At 64.4% G+C, this 19,165-nt stretch carries 13 protein-coding genes; 10 read left to right on the top strand and 3 right to left on the bottom strand.

Annotated features, from left to right (window positions below):
- Nucleotides 1–7: 7 nt before the first annotated feature.
- A complete protein-coding gene (locus G7077_RS01650) occupies nt 8–2,782 on the bottom strand; it encodes a TonB-dependent receptor domain-containing protein (RefSeq protein ID WP_166410205.1) in 2,775 nt (924 codons plus the stop codon).
- 41 nt (nt 2,783–2,823) lie between these two features.
- The gene (locus G7077_RS01655; protein WP_166410206.1) at nt 2,824–4,536 is read right to left on the bottom strand and encodes a CocE/NonD family hydrolase; all 1,713 of its coding nucleotides are present in this window, start codon (nt 4,534–4,536) and stop codon (nt 2,824–2,826) included.
- 136 nt (nt 4,537–4,672) lie between these two features.
- Between G7077_RS01655 and G7077_RS01660 the strand changes: the two genes are divergently transcribed.
- Nucleotides 4,673–5,347, top strand: a complete 675-nt coding sequence (locus G7077_RS01660; protein ID WP_166410207.1) for a GntR family transcriptional regulator — start codon at nt 4,673–4,675, stop codon at nt 5,345–5,347.
- Here G7077_RS01660 and G7077_RS01665 read toward each other — a convergent pair.
- A complete protein-coding gene (locus G7077_RS01665) occupies nt 5,344–6,531 on the bottom strand; it encodes a Bcr/CflA family efflux MFS transporter (protein WP_166410208.1) in 1,188 nt (395 codons plus the stop codon). The two genes, G7077_RS01660 and G7077_RS01665, sit on opposite strands and share 4 nt — an antisense overlap.
- 238 nt (nt 6,532–6,769) lie before the next feature.
- On the opposite strand from G7077_RS01665, the gene G7077_RS01670 reads away from it, so the two are divergent.
- The 9 genes from G7077_RS01670 to G7077_RS01710 all read left to right on the top strand — a co-directional run bounded on the left by G7077_RS01670 (nt 6,770) and on the right by G7077_RS01710 (nt 19,150).
- Nucleotides 6,770–7,702, top strand: coding sequence for an aldo/keto reductase (locus G7077_RS01670; RefSeq protein WP_166412250.1), 933 nt, complete (start codon nt 6,770–6,772; stop codon nt 7,700–7,702).
- A 45-nt stretch (nt 7,703–7,747) separates the two neighbouring features.
- On the top strand, nt 7,748–8,917 hold the full coding sequence (locus G7077_RS01675) for a cytochrome P450 (protein ID WP_166410209.1): 1,170 nt from the start codon (nt 7,748–7,750) through the stop codon (nt 8,915–8,917).
- 4 nt (nt 8,918–8,921) lie between these two features.
- Nucleotides 8,922–10,304, top strand: coding sequence for an MmgE/PrpD family protein (locus G7077_RS01680; RefSeq protein WP_166410210.1), 1,383 nt, complete (start codon nt 8,922–8,924; stop codon nt 10,302–10,304).
- Nucleotides 10,305–10,336: 32 nt separating this feature from the next.
- On the top strand, nt 10,337–11,335 hold the full coding sequence (locus G7077_RS01685) for a LacI family DNA-binding transcriptional regulator (RefSeq protein WP_166410211.1): 999 nt from the start codon (nt 10,337–10,339) through the stop codon (nt 11,333–11,335).
- 56 nt (nt 11,336–11,391) lie between these two features.
- Entirely contained in the window at nt 11,392–12,639 is a 1,248-nt protein-coding gene (locus G7077_RS01690) for an alpha/beta hydrolase (RefSeq protein ID WP_166410212.1), read from the top strand.
- Between the two features lie 68 nt (nt 12,640–12,707).
- Complete coding sequence (locus G7077_RS01695) at nt 12,708–13,847, top strand: CapA family protein (protein WP_246167287.1); 1,140 nt, start codon at nt 12,708–12,710, stop codon at nt 13,845–13,847.
- On the top strand, nt 13,844–14,872 hold the full coding sequence (locus tag G7077_RS01700; protein ID WP_166410213.1) for a hypothetical protein: 1,029 nt from the start codon (nt 13,844–13,846) through the stop codon (nt 14,870–14,872). Before G7077_RS01695 ends, G7077_RS01700 begins: the two co-directional genes overlap by 4 nt.
- A gap of 61 nt (nt 14,873–14,933) precedes the next feature.
- On the top strand, nt 14,934–17,630 hold the full coding sequence (locus G7077_RS01705; RefSeq protein WP_246167289.1) for a TonB-dependent receptor: 2,697 nt from the start codon (nt 14,934–14,936) through the stop codon (nt 17,628–17,630).
- On the top strand, nt 17,630–19,150 hold the full coding sequence (locus G7077_RS01710; RefSeq protein ID WP_166410214.1) for a tannase/feruloyl esterase family alpha/beta hydrolase: 1,521 nt from the start codon (nt 17,630–17,632) through the stop codon (nt 19,148–19,150). Before G7077_RS01705 ends, G7077_RS01710 begins: the two co-directional genes overlap by 1 nt.
- Nucleotides 19,151–19,165 lie beyond the last annotated feature (15 nt).

The raw sequence follows: 19,165 nt of genomic DNA on the forward strand, positions 1-19,165 counted from the left end.
CTAAGTATCAGAACTTCGTGCGAATGCTCGCGGCGACCATGCGTCCGATCGGATTGGCCGCGGAGGCGTCATAACCGCCGCTGCCGTTACCGCTCGGGGCGATGTTCACGTAAGGCGGCTTTTGGTCGAACAGGTTGCGGACCTCGACACCCAACGCGACGTTGGCACCGACCAGGTTGTAGGAGTCCGGCCCACCGAGGCGCCACGTCACCGCCAGGTCAACCGGCGTGAAGCTGCCAACCTTCTGGTTAGGCTTGATCGCGTCATTGGTGTAGCCGCCCACGTGGGTGACGAGCAGCCGGGTCGACATCGGGCCATGATCCCACACGACGCTGCCGCGGGCCTTGAACTTCAGGGGACGGAAGATCAGGTTCCGCTGATCGAGCAAAGGCCCGCTTGGCGTGACCGCCACCTTGTAACTGGTGAGATAGGTGCCGCTGGCGCTGAAGCGCAGTGAGTCCGCGCCAAGATCAAGGTCATAATCCGCCGTGAAGTCGATGCCACGGGTCTTGGACACGCCCAGGTTCTGGCTGCGGCCATCGACGAACAGGTTCACAGTTGCCGGTGACGCCCCGTTGACCACGACGCCGGCGGCCACCAACTCGTTGAAGCGCGCCTGTGCCTCCGCACCCCGAAGGATGATGCTCGTACCCGCATACTGATCCTCGATGTTGAGAATGGCGAGGTTGGACAGGTTGGCGATCACCTGGTTTTCATATTTCACGTCCCAGAAGGTCGCGCCGAGCCGCAATGCCCGGATGGGCGTAACGTCCGCACCGATCGACCAGGTCCGGGCTTCTTCCGGCTTGAGCTCGAGGTTCTGGCCCGACAGCGCAACGCCCGGAAGCGGCGCACCACCGGCGGGGTTCTGGTAGTTCTGCGGAAACAGGTTGTTCGAGTTGCCGTAAATCTCCGGGATGGTCGGCGCACGGAAGCTGGTGCCCCAATTGCCACGGAACTTGACGCCATCGATGGGCGCCCAGTTGACACCGATTTTTGGGTTCGTGGTCCTACCGACGTCGCTATATTTGTCGCGCCGGATCGCGGCGTTCACTTCGAGCCTGTCGAACCCCGGAATGGCATTGGTCGCGCCGAAAATCGGTATGAACAATTCCCCGTAGAAGGAGTCCACGGTTCGGCCGAACTTGCGGAAGGTTAGCGGCGTTGTCGGCGCACCGCGGGCAATGCCGAGCGCGACGTCAAAGTCCTGCCGCTCGTAGCCGGTTGCCAGCTTCACGTCGCCGCCCGGAAGCGAGAATAAGCTGCCGTTCAATCGGGCTTCGTAGGCCTTCAGCTTGCCGTTGGTCGGCGCCAGGAAGATGGCGTTCGCGATGCCGTCCAGCACCGCTTGCGACGTGCGCCCCCCACCGTAGGGGTCGAATGCAGTCGCCGGGTTGTTGCTGCGCAGGGCCGCGTTGAGCGGGCCATTGTTGATGCCGGTGTGGGCATCAGAATAGTCCTTGGTCTTGCCGTAGCCCGCAAGCGCTTCAAACTGCCAGTCGTGGGGCAGCTTTACGCGGATGCCCGGGGTGACCTGCCAGCTTTTCGCGAACCCGCTGGTGTCGCCCGGCGGCACCTCGGTGAACTCATAATCGATCGTGTAGCAACGTGAACCGGCCGGCGCACCGACCGATGCCGCGCACAGCGGCGGAGTCACGCCCGGCGGCGCGACGTAGAAGGCGTTTGACGATGGGACCGTCAGCGCCGCAGTCGGGTAAGCGCCGTTTCGGTAGAAGGAACGCTTCGAGTAGAAACCGTCCACGAATACCGACACCCAGTCGTTGACGTCGAAGGTTCCCGTCCCATTGACCGAATTATAGGTCTGTTCCGGGCTGAGGTCCTGATTGTTGAGCTCGTTGCAGCGGTTGAGAGTTCCAGCAACGAGGCTGCCGGCAGTGGCCTGCGTTACCCCGCTCTGCGGTATGGCAAAGGTCGTCGCGCCGACGCGAATGTTGCCGGGAGAGCAGCGGGTGATGCGATAGTCGCCACCGCCGAAGTTGCGCTGGTCGCTGACGAAGAAGTCGCGGTCGTCGCCGCTGAGGTTGGTGCGCTTCACATGTTCGTAGGCGAGCATGATCTGACCGCGGTCGAAGGTTTTGCCGCCCGCAACGCCCATCGCATATTCGCGGAAGCCGCCCTGCGTTGCGAAGCCGCCGCGCGCAAAAGCCTCGACGCCGTTCAGCGAGCGCCGGGCAACCACATTGACCACGCCCGCGACCGCGTCCGAACCGTAGATTGCGGAAGCGCCGTCGGCGATGACCTCGACGCGCTCGACACCTAATGTCGGAAGAACGGACGGGTCTGTCGAACGGCCGTTGTTAACGACGCGGTGGCCATCGATCAGCACCAGGGTCGCATAGGGACCGATGCCGCGCAGATTGACCGTGTTACCGTAGGTAATGTTGCCGTTGCCGCCGGCTTGGCCGCGCGAGTTCTCCGACACGCCAAGGTCGAAGTTCTGCGGGATCTCCTTGATCAAACGGTCCAGCGTCGGTGCGGCCGAGCCCTCGATGTCGCGACGCCCAAGCGCCGTGACGGTCGAGCCTACGGGAGCGGTGCCGCGAACCCGGCTGCCGAGAACAACGATGTCCGCTCCCGTGGTCGTGGCCGGTGGTGGTCCCACCGTGTCGGGGATCTGGTCGCCTTCGCCCTGCGGCGTTGCGGCTGAATCTTCAATAACCGGCGTCTGCGTCGTCGACTGAGCGAACGACGGTGCAGCAATGGCTGCGAGGCTGGAGCCAACTAGCAACAGCTTACCGAGCTTCACACCTTCAGTGTTCATTTGCCCTCTCCTTATCGCCGGCTTCGTGGCCGACCTTTGTTTTAGCGAGCCAACGGCAGTTCGATGCGCGATGGATCGCGGCCCCCATGCAGCACGCCAATTCGCGGCGGCGGCGTGATCTGGATGTCCTTGAGATTGCGCTGACGCGGATCGGCGCCGGCGATGGTGAACCGAAGCCGGGCGCCCGCTGGGACGATCCGCGACACCGGCGTCAGCGTCATCGACACTGCCGCTTTCTCACCCGGCGCGAGCGGCAGAAGATCCTTGGTGAGCCCGGAATGCCATGGCAGGCCGAAGTTCTTGTAAGGAGCCTCGGCAAGCTTGCGGTGCGAAAGCTTGAGCCGGCCGAAGGAGATGACCTCCGCCTTCCCCTTGGCGTCGATCTGGTCGAGGTAGACGAACAGGTCGGCGTCGGGGCTCGTCGAGGTCACCGTCAGATGAGCCACGGGGAAGCCGACGAGCGTCATCGGCGCGGTAACCGGCCGGCTCGTGAAGCTCAGTCCATGCTTGTCCATCGGCTGAGGCCAGAAGCCGAAATATTCCGCCGGCGGCAGCTTGTAGTCCACGGTGAACGCGGCGGTGCCTGCCACCCCCGGCGCCGCGCCAAGCTGCCGTCCCGCCTTTCCGCCGGTCAGGAACCATGGCAGCGGCCGAGACTCGACTCCGGGGAGTTGATCCGAGCGAACGTAACCGTTGCTGCCTTCCAGCCAATAAGTGGCGCGCGGCTCGCGATCGATGCCGTTGTCGACGCCTTTCAGATAATGGTCGAAGTAGCGGACCACCTCGCCGGTGAAGTCGAACCCTTGCGGCGGGACACAATGGCTGCCTGGGCCGGCGAGGAACTTCGATCCGAGGTTGGTCGCTCCGAACAACGTCTGTCCGGTGGGTTCGTCCTTCAAATTGCCCCAGAAGTAGGTGGCGATGCCGGCGCGCTTGATGGCGTCCATGTACGCGTAGACTCCGGCCTCTTGCCAAAAGGCATTGCCAGTCAGTGGGGAGACGCTGTCGCGATTGGGCATCCCGTACCAGAGCGGTGCCATCGGCGTGTTCGCGGCATGCTCGGCCACGGCCGCGCGGAGCTGCGTACCCTCCTCGTCGCCGTCGACGGGCAAGCTGGCCAAGTCGACCGATGGCGGCTCATCCGGGCGCGTGTTGAATTGCGCGGTAATGCCGCCTGCGCGCACGAAATCATATTTGTCGAGGTCGGACGCGCCGATGAACACGGCCTTGAGTGACGGCGGCGCGGTCGACGCCGTATGGAAGGTCGTGCCGCCGAGGTAGGAGCAGCCGATCATGCCGACCTTGCCGTCCGAGAAGGGACGCCGGGCAAGCCATTCGACGAGGTCGTAGCCGTCGCGTGCTTCGGTGCGGTCCTGGAAGCCGCGCCGATGGCCGAAGGAGGCGCCCTTGCCGCGGATGTCGGCAACCGCGACCACGTAACCGGCGCGGATCAGGGAGGCGAGCGCAAGCTGGTCGTTCAACGCCGCTTCGACGACCTTGCCGTCCGTTTCCCTATAGCGCGCGCGGTAAGGCGTGAAGACGAAGATGACGGGGCGCTTGCCCGTGGCGGCGCGGCCGTTCTCCGCCGGCCGATAGATGTTGACTGCGAGCTTGGTTCCGTCGCGAACGGGAACGTAGATGGACTCGCGGACATGCGGGGGCGGCGTGGGCGCGACCGGTTGCGCGAAGGTTGCCACAGGCGCGGCACAGATGAGCAGCGAGGCCGCGCACAGGCCAAGGACCTTCGTCTTCATCCTCACAGCTCCAAGCAAACTTTTATTGTTATGGCATGAAGCTTTCCCAAGCGGCGCTTCAATGCAAAGGAAAAATGAACGACAATATTGTTGACAATCTGAAACTAGGCCATGAGCTTCTGGTCTGGAGGTCATCATGGTGCAGTTCCCCGGCGGACCGACGGGCCTTACCCCATCGAGCCAGCAAGTGTCCGAATGGATCCGCGACCGTATCCGCCGCGGGCAGTTCGTCCCCGACCAGCGTTTGGTGGAGGTGGACATCATCCGCAGCACCGGCTCAAGCCGGGTTCGCGTGCGCGAGGCGCTTCAGCGGCTTGCGGCCGAAGGGTTGGTGACGATCGAGCCGTATCGCGGCGCCTCGGTGCGAAGCATCAGCATCGACGAGCTTCGTCACATCTATCGCGCACGTGTCGCGCTCGAGGGAACGGCTGCCGCAGATTTCGCGACAAACGCCAGCGACGGGCAGCGCGAGCGCTTGCAGCAAGTGCAGGACGCGCTTGAGCAATGCATCGTCGACCGCGCGCCGGAGCGGTTCGGCAAACTCAACTCGGAATGGCACGGACTGCTCGTTGAGGGCTCGGGCAACACCATCATCGGCGAGTTGCTGCAGCGCCTGAGCGTGCCAATCCATCGATTGCTGTTCGAAAGCTTCTACGACGCTGACCGGCTGCGTACGGCAAACGACGATCACCGGCGTATCCTAAAGGCGATCATGGCGCGCGATCCCGATGCGGCCGAGCGGGAAATGCGCGCCCATGTCGACGCCGGCTTCCGAACCTTGTCCGCGATCGAACGCGACTATCAGGTCTAAGAGCGGCCCGACGCTGGCACCAGCGGCCCGCCCGGAACAGCAAGAAAGGCGATCAGGCTTGCCGCAAGCACTCCAAGGGGCATCCCCCACAGAGTGGCCATCTCAGCCTGCGCAGCAATTGTTGTGATGAGGGCAGTGACGCTCATCTGCAACGCACCCGCGAGGCTGGAGCCCGTCCCGGCGAGCCCCTCCTCCGCATGCATCGCACCGGACACGGCTGCGGGCACGGCTATGCCGCCGCCGCAGGCGACCAGCATCATCGGTCCGAGCAGGGCGGCCAGCGACTGAAGTCCGGCCAGAAACGACAACATCATCAGGATCCCGCCTGCCAGGATCACGCCGGCACCGCTTCGAAGGCCATGACCACGCCGCTCAAGCAACCGGACGAGGAGAGTCCCGGCGATGGCCGAGCAGGCAATGAGGAAGTAGCAGAGGCCGGCCTCCGCCGGGGCCAGGCCATATTGGCTGCTGAGCAGGAACGGCGAGCTGGACAGAAAGATGTAGAGGCTCGAACTCGCCGCCGCGCCGATAAGGCAGAAACGGCGAAAACGCCGATTGCGAAGCAGGCGTCCATAGGCTGGCAGGACCGACGACATGTGGACGGGTTCGCCGCCTCGGCTTTCGCCCAGCGTTCGCCACACCAGCAAAGCGGCAACCGTTCCGAGGACCGCAAGCAGAAGGAAGATCGCTCGCCAGCCGAAACTGCTCGCGAGCAAGCCGCCGATCACCGGCGACACTGCCGGCGAAATCAGCACCACAGTGGTGAGCGTCGCCACGCGGCCGGCGACTCGATCCGGGCTGCTGAGGTCGGACACGATGGTCCTTGCCGCGACGATCGCCGCAGCACCGCCAAGCGCCTGAACTACCCTCGCCGCCACCAGGAGTTGAACGCCCGGGGCGGCAGCCGATGCAGCCGAGCCGAATGCAAACATGATCGTGCCCGCCAGCATCACCGGCCGCCGACCAAGAACGTCAGATGCCGGACCCGACACCAGTTGGCCCAGCCCTATTCCGAGAAGGTAGAAGGTAAGCGCCGACTGGATGGCGGTCGGGGTTGATCCCCAATCGCGGGCCATCAACGGAAAGGCAGGCACCACCATGTGGATGGCCATCGACCCCAACGCACCTGCGGCCGCGAGAAAGAGCAGCAGTGGCGGCGAGTAGCTGATCGTTCGCCTTCTCATTTCGATGCCCCTTCCCCGCCGATCTAGCGGCGGGTCATGGAACGGCCAATTGGAAGCCGGTCAGAAACATAAGCAGCCCCGAAGTGTGCGGTTGCACGATACCCTTAGCTTTCACCTATGAGCCGCATGGGCTTTGCATTGGCCGGAACGAACAAGTCGGTGCAGTGCGGCGCGCAGGAGGAATGACGTGAAGCGACAGATCGGACCCTTCGAGGTCGAGGCGATCGGCCTGGGTTGCATGCCTCTAAGCCATGCCTACGGAACGCCGCCCGAAAAGTCGGCGGCAACGCGGCTGCTCAACGAGGCGCTTGATCTTGGCTACGACTTCTTCGATACGGCGGCCCTGTACGGCTTTGGCGCCAACGAGGAACTGATCGGCGAGGCGATCGGCCACCGCCGCCACGACTACATCCTGGCGTCCAAATGCGGAATGACGGGCGTGGACGGTCAGCGCGTGATCGACGGCCGGCCGGAGACGCTGCGGCGCACGCTGGACGACAGCCTCCGCCGGCTGAAGACCGACGTCATCGACCTTTATTATCTTCATCGTTGGGACAAGACCGTGCCGATCGAGGATTCGGTTGGCGAGCTCGGCCGCTTTGTCGCGGAAGGCAAGGTCCGCGCCATTGGATTGAGCGAAGTCTCGGCCGCGACGCTCCGCCGGGCCCACCCCGTTCACCCAATCGCCGCGCTTCAGAACGAATATTCGCCATGGTCGCGCAATCCCGAACTCGGCGTCCTAGCCGCTACCAGGGAAATCGGCGCCGCGCTGGTCAGCTTCTCGCCGGTCGCGCGCGGCTTCCTGGCCGGGTCCGTCACCAACCCGGACGGCTTGCCCGACAAGGACATTCGGCGTGCCATGCCGCGCTTCCAGGCCGATAATCTCTCGACGAACCTCAGCATTCTCGAGCGATTTCAGCGACTGGCCGACAACTCCGGCTGTAGGCCCGCACAGCTCTCGCTCGCCTGGGTTCTCTCGCGCGGCGACCATGTAATCGCCATCCCGGGCACAACCTCCTTGCAGCACCTTCGCGAGAACTTCCAGGCGCGGTTGCTTGAGATCGACGCGGGCGTACTGAAGCAAATCGATGGCCTGTTCGCGCAAGGCAGCATCGCCGGTGCGCGCTATGCACCCGCAACGCTTGCCGAGATCGACAGCGAAGAATACTGATCTTACCTCTTTGTAAGCGCTTGCATGAGCGCTAAGGCGGCAGTCATGAGCTCCGACTTCGACCCGCTTCAGCCCGAGACCTTCGACAGTCCGCACGAGACTTACGCTGCGCTCCGCTCCCACTGTCCTGTTGCGCACACCGACGCATGGGGTGGCTTCTGGGCACTGACCAAGCATGACGATGTCGCCGCTGCCGCCACCAACAGCGACCTCTTCATCACGTCGAAGCAGAATGTCATTCCGAAGGTCGCATTTACCGGTCGGCGGCCCCCGCTCCACCTCGACCCGCCCGAGCACACGCCGTACCGGCGGGCGATCGCGCCGTTGCTGACCTCCCGCAAGGTGGCTCGGTTCGAGCCGATCATTCGCGAAATCTGCGCTGCTCTTCTTGCTCCGATGGTGGAGCGCGGCGGCGGCGACATCTGCACCGAATTCTCGTCGCGCATGCCGGTGCTTACCTTTGCGCGGTGGATGAATCTGCCGCCCGACCAGGTCGAGACCCTTGCCGAGGTCGGCCGCCGCTTTAATGTCGCTGTCCAGTCCGCAGACGAGGTTGGCACGAAGGAATCGAGCCTGTTCCTCTACGACATGGCGCGGTCGGTGGTCGCGGACCGCAAGGCCAATCCGCTAGACGTTGACGAGGACCTCACCACTTCGCTGCTCGCCGCCCGGGTCGACGGCGAACCTTTGCCCGAAGACATGATTGTCGGAATGATCCGTCAGGTGCTCGTTGTCGGCATCATCGCGCCGACGGTACTGATCGGCTCCATCTGCGTGCACCTGTCGCGCGATCGTGCGCTGCAGTCCCAATTGCGCGGAGATCGGTCGCTCGTCCCCGCCGCAATCGACGAGTTCCTGCGCCTCTACACCCCGTATCGCGGCTTTGCGCGCACCGCGGTCGAAGACGTCACCATTCGTGGCCGCACCATCTCTGCCGGAGAACCGATCGCTCTTGTGTATGCTTCGGCCAACCGCGACGAGGAGGTGTTCGAAGATGCTGATCAGTTCCGCCTAAACCGGCCCAACATCAAGGACTCCATTCACTTCGGGCGCGGTGTGCACCATTGCCCCGGCGCGGCGCTTGCGCGCCTCGAGCTGATCGTCGCCCTCGAGGAGATCCTCGCGCGGACGAACGGCTTTTCTCTCGCCGGTGAGCCGGTGCCAACGCGTATGCCGGAAATCGGCGCGCTGCACGTTCCACTGACGTTTGAGTAATCCGTTGGCGGAAGGCCTGACGAAAGCGTTGGCGACTCACCTTGCTGACTTGCGCTTCGAAGACCTGCCGCCCGCCACGGTCCTGGCCGCCAAGCGCGTCATTCTCGACGGGTTGGGTGTTATCCTAGCCGCGAGCGGTGAGAGCGCGGACGTGGCGCCATTTATCGCAACCGCCGCGGGGCAGCACGCCGAACCGGGGGCCTCGATCCTCGGCTGTGGGCTCCGCACAGCGCCCGGGGCGGCCGCTTTCGCCAATGGCGCGATGAGCCATGCGCTCGACTTCGAGGATGCCTTCGATCTCGCGCCAGTGCACCCGAACGCCTCACTTCTTCCGGCGCTGTTCGCATCGGTCCAGGCCTATGGACCGATCAGCGGACGCGAGGCGATCGTCGCCGTCGCAGCGGGCTGTGATCTCGCATGCCGGGTTGGCCTGAGCCTCCGCCGCCCGATGGAGGACGGCGGTTGGTATCCTCCGCCGATCCTCGCCGCCTTCGGCGCCACGGCCGCCGCGGCGCGTTGCCGGCAACTCACCCCGGGTCAAATCGCCGATGCTTTCTCCCTGCTGCTCTGCCAGGTGAGCTGCCCGGGCGAGATCAAGCACAGCCCGGACACGGTGATCCGCGCCGTCCGTGAAGCTTTTCCGGCGCAGGCGGCCATCACTTCGGTTGAGCTCGCCGCCCGCGGCGTTCGCGGGTTCGATGCGCCCCTCGAAGGCAAGGCCGGCTTCTTCCGGCTTTACGTGGGTGGGGATTATGACCCGGCGGCACTGCTGAACGATCTGGGCCGGCATTTCTGGATCGATCGACTCAGCTACAAGCTATGGCCTGCCTGCCGCGGCACGCATGCCTATATCGAAGCGGCACAGAAGGTTCGGGCCGACCACCGTATCCGTTGGCAGGACATCGCAGGTATCGATCTTGATGTCGGCGAAGTGCAGCAGATGCTCGCCTTCCCCGAAGACCGAAAACGTGCGCCGGCGACTGCGATCGACGCCAAGTTCAGCCTGCCGTTCACCGTGGCCACCGCGATTGTAGCGGACGACGTCACGCTCGACAGTTTTCGCGTCGAGCAGCTCGAGAATCCGGACGTGCTCGCCCTCGCGCAACGGGTCCGAAGCCACTCGCGCCCTGACTGGGATCGGCGCTTTGCCACTGCCGGTGCGCTGCGGGTGCATTTGCACAACGGGGAGAGTTTCAGCGCCGAGATCCTAGACCCTCTCGGAAGCCCCGATAGGCCGCTATCCGACAATCAGCTTCGCGCCAAGTTCATCAACTGCGCGGCGCGGGCGCTCCGGCCGCTCGCCTGCACCCAGCTTCATTCCATAGCCGACCGGATCATGTCGCTTGAAGCGGAGAGCGACATGGGCAGCCTGCTCGACCTGCTCTAGCCGATGCGGCTGGCCGGGATTATGCCGGACTCATGAGCGAGGCCGACCTTCCGCCAAAGCTAGACGACGTCGCCGCGAAAGCCGGCGTCTCGACGGCGACCGTGTCGCGCTTTTTCAACAATCCCAACGTCGTTGCGCCGGCGACCGCCGAGCGGATCCGGACGGCGGTGGAGGCGACCGGCTATATCCCCAATCTCATGGCCGGCGGACTGGCCTCCGCCAAGAGCCGGCTGGTCGCCGTGCTGATCCCGCACATCGCCGAATCCATCTTCGGCGACATGATCGAGCGGATGGTCGAAGAACTTACCGCCTCGGGCATCACCGTCATGTTGGGAGTCACGGGCACGCAAGCGCACCGCACGGAAGAGCTGATCCGCGCGGCCATGAGCCGCCGCGCCGATGCGATCATCTCCACCGGGCCGGTGGACGACAAGATCCGTGCCCTGGTTCAGCGGAGCAAAATCATCTTCATCCAGGTGTGGGAGTTGCCGGCCGATCCGATCGACATCGCCGTCGGCTTTTCGCACCGGGATGCCGGCCGCGACATTGCACGCTTCCTCATTTCGCGCGGCTACCGGCGGCCGCATCTGGTGACCTCCGACGCTGGCCGCCTGAAAGCACGATCCGACGCCTTTCGGACAGAATGGTCGGCGCAGGCGGGAAGCACCCCGACGGAAAGCGTAGTCGACATGCCGTCCCGCTACGGCCATGCGCGGCGCGTCTTCGCCGAGATCAAGCGGCTTTCCGATCCGCCCGATGTCGTCGTGTGCGGTTCCGACCATCTCGCTCAAGGACTGATCATCGAGGCTCAGGCCAGCGGCTTCCGAGTCCCCGACCAGCTCGGCATAGTCGGCTTCGGCAACGCGTCTATTGCGGGAGAAATGCGGCCGACCATCACCACCGTCGATATCGACGGTAGCCGTATCGCCCGCGAGGCCATCGCCGCCCTTGCGCGCCCGCGAGCCGAGAGGAGCGAGGCCGAGCGGCGGATCGACGTCGGTTTTCGGCTCATCGCCCGGGAGAGCGCATAGCGCTTTGCGAACTTCCACATGTAAGCTTATGCAAACGCTTGCACCTGGAGGTCCGCATGACATCTCGCCCGTTCGCTACCATCCTTGTGGCATGCTCGCTTCTGACTGCTCCGGCACGCGCCGAGGTCGCAAGCGGAACGCTGCGGGGCGGAGCACAATGGACGGCGGAGACGCCGCCACAGTGGAACGGAACCCTGCTGCTCTACAGTCGGGGCTACTCCTTCAACCTGCCGCCGGCTGAGGCGGCTCCGACCGCGCTCAGGGCGGAACTGCTCAAGGCGGGCTATGCCATCGCCGGTTCCAATTACGGCGCATCCGGTTGGTCGGTGGAGCAAGCGGTTCCTGCGCAGATCGAGACGATCGCCGCCTTCGCGGGCCGCTTCGGCCGCCCGCGGAATGTCATCGCCTGGGGCTATTCCATGGGCGGTCTTGTGACCACGGCGCTGGCGGAGCAACGGTCGGCCGGCATCAGTGGCGCGGCGCCCTTCTGCTCCTCCATGGGTGGCGCAGTGGGCATGATGAACATGGGCCTGGACGGCGCCTTCGCCTTTAGGACGCTGATTGCGCCGCGGTCCGACATTCGCCTGGTTGGGATCGACGATGACCTGACCAATGCCAAGCGCGTCAAGGCCGCGATCGACCGGGCAACCACCACCCCCCAGGGACGTGCGCGAATTGCGTTGGCCGGGGTCCTGGCCGGTCTGCCGGACTGGACATCCGGGGAGGCGCCGCCGGCGACTGACGACGAGCGTATCCGCCAGATGGCGGCGGTGGTCGGACCCGGAAGCTTCCTTCCGCGCGTCGACCAGGAGCGACGCGCCGGCGGCAACTTTTCTTGGAACAGCGGGGTCGATTATCGAAAGCAGCTGGCGCGCTCGGGGCGGCTCGCCTTCGTTCAGGCGGCTTACCGCCGGGCGGGTCTCGACCTCAGCGCCGATCTTGCGCGTCTCAGCGCTGCACCCCGGATCGCCGCTGCACCCGGTGCGGTTGATTACATGATGCGCAACTACACGCCGACGGCACGCCCGTTGGTGCCGATGGTGGCCGTCCAGGCCGTCGGCGACGGCATCACCTCTCCATCGCTCCAGCAGGGCTATGTGGACGCGGCGCGCGGCGATGTCCGCTCCCTCTGGCTGCGTCAGTCAGGCCATTGCACCTTCAAGCCGGCGACAGTGCTGTCGGCGCTGAACTATCTGCAACGGCGGGTCACCTCCGGACGCTGGCCCGCGCGCCCGGCGGACTTCGCAGACCATCGCGCCCCGCCGATGCTCCGCCCCTGCTATCGCGGTCAACGCTGCCGGTAAAAGCTTCTTCAACGCTGCTGTTGCAAGCGCTTTCATTGCCTGATACTTTGTTATGAAACAGAACAAGTTTGGGCGAGGATACTCTGGGGTCGTACACCTTTCTTGGTGCCGGTGATCTGGCAATGGATCGCGACGACTATGATGAGTCGTTCGTTGCGACACGCGACCTGCTGAACGCCGCCGATATCGTCTTCGGACAGATCGAAACCAGCTTTGCAGCCAATGGCGTTCGCCTTCCCCAGGCTCGCCATGCGGTGCTCGCCCGCCCGGATGGTGCTGCCGCGCTGAAGCGTGCGGGCTTCGATATCATCTCCATGGCGGGCAACCATGTGCTCGACTGGGGCAATGAAGCCTTTTTCGAAACGCGCAAGAATCTGCAGGATGCCGGACTCGCAGTGGTGGGTGCCGGGGCAAACATCGCCGAGGCTCGGCAACCCGTCGTCACCACCCTTTCCGACGGCACGCGCGTTGCGCTGCTTGCCTACTGCAGCATCCTGCCGATGGCGTATTGGGCCGATGAGCGGCGTCCCGGCTGCGCTCCAATGCGGGCCTTCACGGTTTATGAGCAGATCGAGCACGACCAGCCCGGCACCCCGGCGCGGATCCACACCTACCCGCACCGCGATGACCTTGCGGCGATGGAAGCCGACATCCGGGCCGCCAAAGCCGACGCGGACATCGTCATCGTTTCGCACCATTGGGGCATTCACTTCGTTCGGGCGACGATCGCCGACTATCAGCGCGATGTCGCAAGAGCGGCGATTGCTGCTGGCGCGGACGCCATCCTCGGCGGCCACCCCCACATCCTCAAGGGCTGCGAGCTGATCGACGGCAAGCCGGTCTTCTACTCGCTGTGCAACTTCGCGACCGACCTCCGCATGGACCCTGCGCACGCCGCGTCCAAGAGCTTTCAGGAGATCAGGGTGCTCGCAGAGGAGTGGGAGCCTGACTTCGACAGCCTGTACAATTTTCCGAAGGCCTCGCGCCTCTCGATCATAGCCCGCCTCGTGATAGAGGGCGGCCGGATCGTCCGCGCCGGCTTCATCCCCCTGCACATTGGCCGTGATGCCATCCCAGTGCCATTGCCGCGGACGGACGCGCGCCATACCGAGGTCGTCGACTATATGGCGGCGGTGACCTCCGAGGCCGGTTTGAATGTGGCCTACCGCGCCAACAACGACATGGTCGAACTGGTGCAGGCGGCATGAGCCGGCTCGAGCGCCTGCCACTGGAAGGCTACGTCTTCCTCTACCTGCTCGCCTATCTTCCGAACGTCATCATCACCAAGCTGGTGACGAGCACGCTGCATGCCGGGCTCGGCCGTCCGCTCACCGGCCTTGAAACCCTTCCCGCTTCGCTGATCATCAGCACGGTCCTTACCTACATCTTCATCTGGGCGTCCGGGTGGCACCGCGACGCGCACAGCGTGCCCGTGCTCGGCGCGCGCTTCCCGGTGCCCACGCGCTACACCTTCCTGTCAGGACTCGGCACCGCGCTGGTCCTGTTCACCGTGCCTTTGTCCTTCACCTTCGAAGGCGTCAGCATCCCGTTCATCCAGCTGCTGATGCGCGGCGACATTCTGGTCATCGCGCCGGTCGTCGACCTGATGTTCGGCCGCAGGGTCCGCTGGTGGAGCTGGGCGGCGCTCGTGCTGGTACTGCTCGCGCTCGTTATCACCCTCAGCGACCGTGGCGGCCTCCATCTCCCGCCGCTCGCGATCCTTACGGTGGTCCTCTATACCGTGGGTTACTTCATCCGTTTGGCCGTGATGACGAAGGTGTCGAAGAGCGGCGATCCCGCCTCCGTTCGCCGCTACTTCGTGGAAGAGAAGATTTTCGCGCTGCCCCTCTCCGTGGCGATCCTCGCGGCGATCTCCGCCAGCGGGATCGGGTCGCAGTCGGGCGCGCTCAGCTGGGGCTTCATCGCGGTGTGGACCGACCCCGTGATCCTGCCCCTGTTCGCGATCGGTTTCACCCTGACCATCATCTCTGTGCTGGCGATCATCATCCTGCTCGACCCGCGGGAGAATGCCTACTGCGTTCCGCTCGAGCGCGCGGCGAGCCTGATCGCGGGCGTCGGTGGCGCACTGCTCCTCGCCTGGGGCTGGGGCCTGCCGATGCCGCGCGCGGCCGAGCTGGTCGGCGCCGCAATCCTGATCGGCACCATCGTCCTGCTTTCCGTTGCCCCGAGACTGGAGCGCCGGACCGCGCCCCTCCGGGCGGAAAGGCCCTGACGAAATTGATGGCCTCAGCCGGCGGAACAGCCGGAGGGGCATTTTGGAAGAGGACCGGTTAATGACCTTTCGAGCATCGCTGAACACCCGCACCGCGATCGGCTCCGTTGCCATGCTACTCGCCAGCCCTGCCATGGCGCAGACGGCACAGCCGGTGACGCAGGAAAGCTTAGATCAGACTGCGGACCAGGACAGTGTTCCGGCAACCGCGCCGGAAACGCCGGTCGCAGACATCAACGATAATGCTGCCAGCGAGATCGTCGTCACGGGCAGCCGCATCCGCGGCGTCGCACCCGTCGGGTCCAACGTCATCGCCGTGACCCAGGAAGAGATCGCGCAGGCGCCAGTGAACAGCACCAACGACCTGCTCCGCCGTGTGCCGCAGGTCATTTCACTCGGCGCCAATCGTCAGGGCGGCTCGGCCCAGAACGGCGCCGCGAACGCGACCCGGGGCGCCGGCATCAACCTTCGCGGCCTGTCCACGAATGCGACTCTGTTGCTTTACGACGGCAAACGCTTTCCTCCGCAAGGCACACAAGGCCAGTTCACCGATCCGTCGGCAATACCGTCGATCGCGCTCAGCCGCGTGGAAGTCGTCGCCGACGGTGCCTCGGCGATCTACGGCTCCGATGCCGTTGCCGGCGTCGTCAACTTCATCCTTCGCAAGGACTTCAACGGCATCGAGGCCCGCGCGCGCTACGGCATCACTGACACTGACTACAAGGAAAGCCTGCTTGCGCTGATCGGCGGCCGAAAATGGGACGGCGGCTGGGTCATGGCCGCGGGCGAATTCACCAAGAACACCGACTTACTCGGCGGAGAGCTGGACTTCTACCGCAACAACAATCTCGACCGCGGTGGCCGCGACCTCCGCAGCACCAACTGCGATCCCGGCACGTTGACAGCGGGCGGGCGCACCTACGCCATTCCGCAAGGCGGCTTGACGACTGCCAACGTCGGCAGCCTGGTGCCGAACACCCGCAACCAGTGCGAATTCCGCGATATCGAGCAGGTGATCCCGAACCAGAAGCGCTGGAGCGGCGTCCTTGCCGCCAGCCAGGAGGTCACCGACCGTATTCGGGTCTTTGCCGATGGGTTTTATTCGAAGCGCAACGGCACCTTGCTGTTCAATTCGACGGTGAACGCCACCGTACCGCGCACCAATCCCTTCTTCGTGTCGCCGGTCGCCAATGCGCAAACGGTGACGGTCCAGACCAACTTTCTCGACGATCTCGGGCCAATCCCGAACCCATACCGCTCCAACACCTGGAACGTGTCGGCCGGGGTCGAGGCCGACCTGTTCGGCGACTTCCAAGGCACGGTCTACTACGCCCACGGCAAGTCGGAGGAGGTTGCCGATCGCAAGCGGTCCGGTGTCAACGGCGGCGCGCTGAATGCCGCTCTTGCCGATACGAACCCGGCGACCGCACTCAACGTCTTCGGCGGTCCGAACAATCCGGCCACCCTGGCGAAGATCACCGACAATTACTTCGTGATTACCGGCAGGACCAAGCTGGACGTCATCAACGCCAAGATCGACGGCTCGCTTCTCTCGCTTCCCGGCGGGGATGTCCGCATCGCCGTGGGCGGTGAGCATCGCGTCGAATATACATACACCGACTTGTGGATCGGCACGTCCGCGGTCAACAACCATGTGACCGATGACGGCAAGCGTAACGTCGACGCGCTCTTCGGTGAGCTGTTCATTCCGGTTGTCGGCGCGGGCAACAGCCGTCCGGGTCTCGAGCGTCTGTCGCTCAGCATCGCCGGCCGCTACGAGAAATATAGCGACTTCGGCAGCACCAAGAACCCGAAGCTCGGGATCAACTATTCGCCGATCGCGGGCGTGACCCTCAAGAGCTCCTACGGCACTTCCTTCCGAGCGCCGACGTTCACCGAAGTGTCCACCGTTGCCGGTGGCGCGGGTCTCTACTTCGACACACTTCCAGGTCCGGGCGGTACAAACCTCCAGGGCATCGGCATCGCCGGCGGCAACCCCAGCCTGAAGCCTGAGAAGGCGAAGACCTTCTCGGTCGGGGTCGAAGTCACACCGGCACTCGTGCCAGGCTTTGCCGCATCGCTGAACTATTTCTTCATCGACTATACCGACCAAATTCAGGCGCTGCGCGGCACCGCCGGCCTGCTCACCAACCCGATTTACGCGTCTTTCGTTCAGTTCAACCCGACTCAGGCGGAGATCCAGGCGCTGATCAACTCGGGCCTGCCCATCAACGCGCAGATCAACCCGGCCTTGGTGACCTACATCCAGGACGGCCGCCGCCAGAACCTCGGCACCTCCAAGATGCGCGGGCTGGACTTCACCGCCGCCTACAACTGGAACTGGGGCGACCTGGAGCTCGATGCCGGAATCCAGGGCACATACATCATGGATTACCTGTTCGAAGCCGTGCCAGGCTCAGGCCTTCGCGACGTGCTCGATACCTTCGGCTTCACGCAGAAGTACCGCTCGCAAGCCGACGTGGGCGCCAAATGGAGGGGGCTGACGACGCGGCTCACCTGGAACCACCTTGGCGGTTATGAAAACACGACGGTCACGCCGTTCCAGAAGGTAAGCAATTACGACACGGTCGATGCGCTGGTTGCCTATGACATCAACCAGAACATCACGCTGGGCGTGGATGTCCGCAACTTGTTCAACGAGGACCCACCCTTCGTGAACACGACCAACGGCTACGATCCGCAATCGTCGAATCCGATCCCGCGGCTCATCTCCTTCAGCGCGCGCCTGAAATACTGATGCTCTCCCTGGGCCTTGCCGTTGCTGCCGGTGCTTTGAACTGTGCTGCACTGGCCGGCCCACACTCGCGCACCGTGGTTGTCCAAGCGGCGACCACGGTGCGCCCTTCCCCAAGCTGGCGGATTGAAGGCAACGGACCCTACCGCGCCGAACCGGTCCAGGTGCCCTTCTGCCGGGTTCAGGGCACGATCGAAGGCAACATCGGCTTCGAACTGTGGCTTCCGGCCGACTGGAACGGTCGCTTGCTCGGTGCCGGTGTGGGCGGCGACGCCGGCGTGTTCAACTATCGAGACATGGCATTCCGCTTGCCCGAGGGCTTCGCGACGGTGACCACCGATGCAGGACACAAGGCGACGCAGAAACGCTGGATGGCCGATGCGAAGGCGCGCGTCGATTACGAACATCGCGCCGTTCACCTGACCGCCCAGGTCGCCAAGTCGCTGATCGCCCGCTACTACGGCAAGGCTGCCAACCGCAGTTATTTTCTCGGTTGCTCAGGCGGTGGGCGGCAGGCGCTCAAGGAGATGCAGAACTACCCCGCCGACTATGACGGTGTGATCGCCGGAGCGCCGGGCCCCTACATGCCGCTGATCAGCGTCCGCATGATGTGGTTCGCGCTTCAGCAGAAGCATAATCCAGCCGGCGCACTCAGCGATGCCGACTGGTCGCTCTACGAACGCCGAGCAACCGCTGCATGCGACCGAAACGACGGCGTTGCTGACGGCGTGATCGAAAACCCGCTGGTCTGCCGTTTCGACAAAGCTACCTTGCTGTGTAAGCCAGGTCAGTTTGCCAATTGCCTGCCCGCGCCCAAGCTCGCCATGCTGAACCAGATCGTCAGCCCGATGCGCGACGAGCAAGGCCGCCCGATGGACAAGGGCCTGCTTCCCGGCGTCCGCACCCGTCCCGGCCCACCCTCGCCGCTTCTGCGCGCGATGTGGGCCGATGCGGTCTACAACGACCCGAACTGGAACGAAGAGACGTTCCGGAGAACCGCGGACCTCGCCGCTGCCAATCGCATCATGCCGGAACTTCGCGCCGACAAAGTGGCGATTGCGCCGTTCATCCGCCGCGGGGGGAAGGCGATCTTCTACCAGGGCTGGGCCGATCCATCCGTCATCGCAGGTCCGACGATCGACTATTATGCGCGGTTGGCGCGCGCGAACGGCGGCTACGACAGTATATCGCGGTCCGTTCGTCTGTTCATGGCGCCAGGCATGTATCATTGTGGCGGAGGACCCGGCGCGGACACATTCGGCGGATCCGGCCACACGCCGCTCCCGGGCCGAAAGGAAGACGGCGACACCCTATGGTCGCTGATCCGCTGGGTGGAACGCAATGAAGCGCCGGAACTGCTGGTTGCCACCAAGCTTGAAGGCAGCAGCGTTCGCTTCACACGGAAGCTTTGCGCTTTCCCCAGGGTTGCCGTTTATCGGGGCAGCGGTGACGTTACCGCCGCTACATCCTTCTACTGCCGGGTGGACCCGCAACTCGCAGGAAGAATGCAGCAATCCGATTAGCCCGTCGTTCGGGCA

This window comes from Sphingomonas piscis, assembly GCF_011300455.1.
Lineage (GTDB): Bacteria > Pseudomonadota > Alphaproteobacteria > Sphingomonadales > Sphingomonadaceae > Sphingomicrobium > Sphingomicrobium piscis.